The organism is Methylobacterium ajmalii (assembly GCF_036448855.1).
GTDB classification, from domain to species: Bacteria; Pseudomonadota; Alphaproteobacteria; order Rhizobiales; family Beijerinckiaceae; genus Methylobacterium; species Methylobacterium ajmalii.
This window is the reverse complement of record NZ_JAZFXT010000055.1, coordinates 48,135-54,584: the sequence shown is the minus strand read 5'-3', so window position 1 is coordinate 54,584 and position 6,450 is coordinate 48,135. Positions and strand designations below refer to the sequence as shown.

4 protein-coding genes and 1 pseudogene are annotated in these 6,450 nt (G+C 71.6%); 4 read left to right on the top strand and 1 reads right to left on the bottom strand.

Features of this window, described 5'->3' with window-relative positions; translation table 11 throughout:
* Positions 1–144 precede the first annotated feature (144 nt).
* Positions 145–768 carry a CatB-related O-acetyltransferase gene (locus V3T34_RS22795; RefSeq protein ID WP_305078762.1) on the bottom strand — a complete coding sequence of 208 codons (624 nt, stop codon included), beginning with the start codon at positions 766–768 and terminating at the stop codon, positions 145–147.
* An 84-nt stretch (positions 769–852) separates the two neighbouring features.
* Between V3T34_RS22795 and V3T34_RS22790 the strand changes: the two genes are divergently transcribed.
* The 4 genes and pseudogenes from V3T34_RS22790 to V3T34_RS22775 all read left to right on the top strand — a co-directional run bounded on the left by V3T34_RS22790 (position 853) and on the right by V3T34_RS22775 (position 6,351).
* On the top strand, positions 853–3,192 hold the full coding sequence (locus V3T34_RS22790) for an NADP-dependent malic enzyme (RefSeq protein ID WP_305078758.1): 2,340 nt from the start codon (positions 853–855) through the stop codon (positions 3,190–3,192).
* Between the two features lie 899 nt (positions 3,193–4,091).
* A pseudogene (locus V3T34_RS22785) lies at positions 4,092–4,708 on the top strand (LysE family translocator).
* A 99-nt stretch (positions 4,709–4,807) separates the two neighbouring features.
* The gene (locus V3T34_RS22780; RefSeq protein ID WP_305078757.1) at positions 4,808–5,368 is read left to right on the top strand and encodes an isochorismatase family protein; all 561 of its coding nucleotides are present in this window, start codon (positions 4,808–4,810) and stop codon (positions 5,366–5,368) included.
* On the top strand, positions 5,365–6,351 hold the full coding sequence (locus tag V3T34_RS22775) for a GlxA family transcriptional regulator (protein WP_305078756.1): 987 nt from the start codon (positions 5,365–5,367) through the stop codon (positions 6,349–6,351). Before V3T34_RS22780 ends, V3T34_RS22775 begins: the two co-directional genes overlap by 4 nt.
* Positions 6,352–6,450 lie beyond the last annotated feature (99 nt).

Here is a 6,450-nt window from a genome sequence, read left to right as displayed (position 1 = left end):
GACGGTCGGGACGAGAGGAGCGCAGGGTCTCTCCTCTCCCCCGCGGGCGGGAGAAGAGGCGGTTCAGTGCACCTCACAAAACTCCCGCCGCAATGTCGCTGCCACAGCAAGCCGAGGCGGTGATCGGCAGTTTTGTGAGAGACACTAAGGCCCCTCCCCGTGCGTCCGGCCGTGACCGTCCCGCAGGGCCCGCACCAGGGCCTCGGCCTCGCCGCTCTGGAGCAGCGGCACCAGGGCCCGGACCCGCTCCGGCGGCAGGTCCCACCAGGCGGTCTCGACAAGCGCCGCCACGATGTCGGGCGGGAAGCGGTGGCGGATCACCCGGGCGGGGTTGCCGGCGACGACGGCGAAGGGCGGCACGTCCCGGGTCACGACCGCGTGGGCCGCCACCACGGCACCGGGACCGATCGCGACCCCCGACAGGATCAGGCAGCCCGAGCCGAGCCAGACGTCGGCCCCGATCGTCACGTCGCCCCGGGAGGCGTGGTAGTCCTCCGGCGCGTCGAGGTCCGGCCACAGGCCCTTCATCGCGGCGAACGGATAGGTCGAGACCCAATCGGTGCGGTGGTTGCCGCCGAGCAGGATCTCGACCTTGTCGGCGATGGAGCAGTAGGGACCGATCGTCAGTCGCGCGCCGGCTTCCGGGAAGCGAACCTTCGGCCTGCCGTAGGAGTACGGCGCCACCCGGAAGCCGTGCCGGGCCGCGAGCTTGGCCAGATGCAATCGCGTCTCGTTGTGAGGGTTGCGCCCCTGCCGCAGGCGGTGCAGGAAACCCCTCACCCGCGTGCTCGCTTGCGAGTCGCGGGCGGGATGGCAAGCCCGACTTTTCGGGCGATCCGGGGAGAGAGCGCGGTGAGCAGCAACATTTCGGACGATCTGAAGAGCGGCGCGCTGTTCTACCACCGTCATCCGCGGCCCGGGAAGCTGGAGATCCAGCCGACGAAGCCGCTCGGCAACCAGCGCGACCTGGCGCTGGCCTACTCCCCCGGCGTCGCCGCCGCCTGCGAGGCGATCGCCGCCGACCCGGAGGAGGCCGCGAACCTGACCGCGCGCCAGAACCTCGTCGCGGTGATCTCGAACGGCACCGCGGTGCTGGGCCTCGGCGATATCGGCCCGCTCGCCTCCAAGCCCGTGATGGAGGGCAAGGCGGTCCTGTTCAAGAAGTTCGCCGGCATCGACGTCTTCGACATCGAGCTCAACGAGAAGAACGTCGACAAGCTCGTCGACGTGGTGGCGGCGCTCGAACCCACCTTCGGCGGCATCAACCTCGAGGACATCAAGGCGCCGGAGTGCTTCGAGGTCGAGGAGCGCTGCCGGGCCCGGATGAACATCCCGGTCTTCCACGACGACCAGCACGGCACCGCGATCATCGTCGCGGCGGCCGTCCTCAACGGCCTCGAATTCGCCGGCAAGACGATCTCGGACGTCAAGATCGTCACCTCGGGCGCGGGTGCGGCGGCGCTGGCCTGCCTCAACCAGCTCGTCTCGCTCGGCGCGCGCCGCGAGAACATCTTCGTCACCGACATCGAGGGCGTGGTCTACCGGGGCCGTGAGAAACTCATGGACCGCTGGAAGTCGGTCTACGCCCAGGAGACGCAGGCCCGCACGCTCGCCGAGGTGATCCCGGGCGCCGACGTCTTCCTCGGCCTCTCGGCCGGCGGCATGCTCAAGCCCGAGATGCTGGAGCGGATGGCCGAGAAGCCGCTGATCATGGCGCTCGCCAACCCCTATCCGGAGATCATGCCGAACCTCGCCGAGGAGAAGCGGCCGGACGCGATGATCTGCACCGGGCGCTCCGACTTCCCGAACCAGGTCAACAACGTCCTGTGCTTCCCCTACATCTTCCGGGGCGCGCTCGACGTCGGGGCGACCACGATCAACGAGGAGATGAAGGCGGCGGCCGTCAAGGCGATCGCCGGGCTCGCCCGCGAGACCCCGTCCGACGTCGTCGCCCGCGCCTATGGCGGCGAGGCGCGGCCCTTCGGCCCCCACTCGCTGATCCCGAGCCCGTTCGACCCGCGCCTGATCCTGCGCATCGCCCCGGCCGTCGCGCAGGCGGCGATGGATTCCGGCGTCGCCAAGCGGCCGCTGCCGGACGTGCAGGCCTATGCCGAGTCCCTCGACCGGTTCGTGCACCGCTCCGGCTTCATCATGAAGCCGGTCTTCACCGCGGCCAAGCAGGATCCCCGCCGGGTCGTCTACGCCGAGGGCGAGGACGAGCGGGTGCTGCGCGCCGTGCAGGCGATCGTCGAGGAGGGGCTGGCCAAACCCATCCTGATCGGCCGCCCGAACGTGATCGAGACCCGGCTCAAGCGCTTCGGCCTCGCGATCCAGCCCGGCCGCGACTTCGAGCTGATCAACCCCGACGACGATCCGCGCTACCGCACCTACGTCCAGACCTACATCGATCTGGCCGGACGCCGCGGCATCACGCCGGACGGCGCCCGCACACTGGTGCGCACCAACAACGCGGTGATCGGCGCGCTGGCCGTCCGCCGCGGCGAGGCCGACGCGCTGATCTGCGGCTTGGAGGGCCGCTTCGAGAGCAAGCTGCGGGTGATCCGCGACATCATCGGGCTCGCGCCGGGTGCCCGGGACTTCGCGGCGCTCAGCCTCATCGTCACCTCGAAGGGCGCCTATTTCCTGGCCGACACCCACGTGCGGCCCGATCCGAGCGCCGAGGAGATCGCCGACGTCGCCATCGCCTGCGGCGACACCGCCCGCCGCTTCGGCCTGTCGCCGAAGATCGCGCTGGTCAGCCACGCCGATTTCGGCTCGTTCGACACCGCCTCGTCGCGCAAGATGCGCCAGGCCCTGGCGCTCCTGCGCGAGCGCGCCCCCGACCTCGAGGTCGACGGCGAGATGGCGGCCGACACCGCCCTGTCGCAGGCGATCCGCGACAAGGTGCTGCCGGGCTCGCGCCTCAAGGGCGAGGCCAACGTGCTGATCATGCCGAACTTGGATGCGGCCAACATCGCGTTCCAGTTCTCGAAGACCCTGGCCGACGCCCTGCCGGTGGGCCCGCTGCTCCTCGGCCCGGCCAGGCCCGCCCACATCCTCACCCCCTCGGTGACGGCGCGCGGCATCGTCAACATCACGGCCGCGGCGGTGGTGGAAGCGCAGGGCCAGGAGGTGCTGACGCCCGAGGGCGACAGCGCGGCGGAGGCGGGGACGCCGCTGGTGTCGGCGTAAGTGGACGGGGGCGGCCCGGCGAGGTGATCGTCGGGCCGCCCACTGCGAAAAGCACATTCAAGAATGCCGATGGCGGAGCGACCGGCGACCGGGTCCGATGGTCTTTCCATCGCTGTCCGCACTCACGAGGCACCGGGCGAAGGTTCCGGTCCCGCCCCGCATCGGCTTACTCCAGCCCTTCCGCCGCACGGGCTCGGTGAACCGCCGGCCGCGCTCTCACCCGTCGATACCAGGTCCCGCGATGAGCGAGGCCGTCAGAGTGGAGGTCGGTGCGGTAGGTCGGCTCGAGCGACTCCGCTGCCCCTGTCGCACGAGGTAGGAGAGATAGGCGTCGGCCGCGGTGAACGTGTCGCCCGTCAGTGGGAATGCACCGGATCGATGGTCTCGGTCGTTTTGCGTGGATCGGGCGGCCAGCACCATGCGACGCTCCAGGGATCGAGGCCGACCCATGCGCAACATCGGCACTTGATGCGCTTGAGCCGATTGATCTAGCCGCGGCTCCGTCAGTGCGGCCCGGACAGCCGCGAGGTCCGCGTCCAATCCCGAGGCAAACGTCGCGATGGCAGGAGCGTTGCCGCTTCGGGCCTGAATGATTCAGGCGGCGAGGTCGGCTGGCGGCGTCCTGATCATCGGCGACGGTCCTGCCCGTCCAGGCGGCGCGCACGCGTGGGGTGAAGCGGCGAGCCAGACCCGCGACGGCCCGCGCGGTGATCGATGCGGGGGCGCGGCTTCCCGGCGGTGTCGCTGGGAGGCGACGCCGCGGCCCGAACCGCCCTCGCCCTGCGCCGGCCCTGCGGCGCGGCGCACGCTCCCTGCATCTCGCCACGGATATGACCTGGCGAAAACCGGCCCGAATCTTGATTGATCGTCGGACACGACCTCGGACAGGGGGCACACCGATGGACCCGACGACCCTTCTGGCTTTTGCTGCCGCCTTCCTGGTCTTCGCCGCCAGCCCCGGGCCCGACAACATGACACCATCGTCGCCCGCACCCTGTCGCATGGGCCCGCCGCCGGCATCGCCTACGGGCTCGGCATGGTGGCGGGCATTCTCGCCTTGCTGGTGCTCGCCGCCACCGGGCTGGCGGTCGTGGCCCGCGAGATGGGAACGGCGATGACGGTCCTGCGCTATGCCGGCGCCGCCTATCTGGTCTGGACCGGGATCCGGCTCTGGACGGCCGAGCCGGTGCTGCCGACGGAGCGCACGGACGGACGGCGGCCCGGCCTCGCGGCGAGCGTCCTGGCAGGCCTCGCCCTCAATCTCGGCAACCCGAAGATGCCGCTGTTCTACCTCGCCCTGCTGCCGAATGTCGTCGGCACCGTGCTCACGCCGCCCCAGGTCGGGCTCCTGGCGGCGGTGATCGTCGCGGTCGAGGCGCTGGTGATCGGCGCCCACGTCCTCCTCGCCGGCCGGCTGCGGCGCCTGCTCCGCACCCGCGCCGCGGTCCGGCGGGCCAACCGGGCCGCCGGCGGCGTGATGGTCGGGGCCGGCGTGGCGGTGGTCGCGGTGCGTTGACGCCCTGTCCTTTTTCGTCCGCTTCCGGTCCGGCGACGGCCTTTCGGGACCCGCGGCGGCGCCTATCCTGGCGCCGTCCCACCCGATAGGAAGACCGCCATGCCGGACACAGCGCTCCTCGTCATCGACGTCCAGGAATCCTTTCGTCACCGTCCCTACTGGGACGAGGCGGACCTCGTCCGCTTCCTCGACCGCCAGCAGGCCCTGATCGATGGCGCCGTGGCGCGAAACGTCCCCGTGGTGCAGATCTTCCACGTCGAGGACGAGGGACCGTTCTCCCTCGCCTCCGGCCATGTCCGCGCCCTCGAACCCTTGCGGATCGCCCCCGACGCGGTGTTCCACAAGCGCCGCCACTCTGCGCTCGTCGGCAGCGGGCTCGACGTCTGGCTGACCCGGACCGGGATCCGCCGGCTGATCGTCAGCGGCATCCGCACCGAGCAATGCTGCGAGACGACGACCCGCCACGCCTCCGACCTCGGCTACGGCGTCGATTACGTCGGGGAGGCGACGCTCACCTTCGCGATGACGGACGCCGCCGGGCGGCGCTGGAGCGCCGACGAGATCCGCGCCCGCACGGAACTGGTGCTGGCCGGGCGCTTCGCCCGCATCGCCACGGTCGAGGAGGCGCTCTCCGGACCGGCGCCCCGCCTCGCCGCGTGAGCGGGCCGGCCGAGATCGCGGTCGTGGTGGTGTGCCCGCCGCGCACCCTGCTCCTCGACGTGGCCGGTCCCGTCGAGGTCCTGCGCAAGGCCAACCTGATCCAGGACCGGGTCCGCTTTCGGGTCGATCATGTCGGGCCGTGCCCCGCGGTCACGAGCTCGATCGGGCTCGGGCTCTCGGGGCTCGAGCCCCTGCCCGCGCCGCTGCCGGAGGGCGCGACCGTGGTGCTCGCCGGCACGGCGGAACTGGTGCTGGGGGATTCCGACCCCCCGGGCGAGGACGAGCGGGCGGCGGAAGACGCGATCGTCGCCTGGCTGCGGGCCGAGGTGAGGCCCGGCCACCGCCTGGTCTCGATCTGCTCCCGCGCACTGCTGGCAGCCCGGGCCGGGCTCCTCGACGGGCATGACTGCACCACCCATCACGCCGCCTGCGCGGAGCTGGCCGCGCTCGCCCCCGCCGCCAGGGTGCTGGAGGACCGGCTGTTCGTCGAGGACCGCGAGCGGCTGACGAGTGCCGGCATCACCGCCGGCATCGACCTGATGCTCCACCTCGTGGCGCGCCTCGTCGATCCGGCCTGCGCCGCGGCGGTGGCGCGCTACCTCGTGGTCTACCTGCGCCGCGCCGGGCACGACCCGCAGGCCTCGCCCTGGCTCGAGGGCCGCAACCACCTCCACCCGGCGATCCACCGGGTGCAGGATGCGGTGAGCGCCGACCCGGCCCGGGCCTGGAGCCTGGAGACGCTCGCCGACCTCGCCGCCACCAGCCCGCGCCACCTCTCGCGGCTGTTCAACCGCCATGCCGGGATGAGCCTGCCGGCCTACGTCAACGGACTGCGGGTCGCGCTCGCCCGCGATCTCCTGGCCCGGACCCGCCTCGACATGGAGCGCGTCGCCGAGCGGGCGGGCTTCGCCTCGCCGCGCCAGCTCCGCCGCGCCTGGAGCCGGGTCAATGACGGCCCGCCGAGCGCGATCCGGGACGGGTGATATGGGGTCCGGAAGATTGCTTCCGGATCCCATATCACCAGCCGGCGCGGCGCTTGAGCGAAGCCGAAATCCGCATTGCGAAGCAATCGATCGGGTTTC

Bases quoted from the DNA above. Each gene is read 5' to 3' on its own strand.
- V3T34_RS22780 (WP_305078757.1), top strand. From the start codon at position 4,808: ATGCCGGACACAGCGCTCCTCGTCATCGACGTCCAGGAATCCTTTCGT.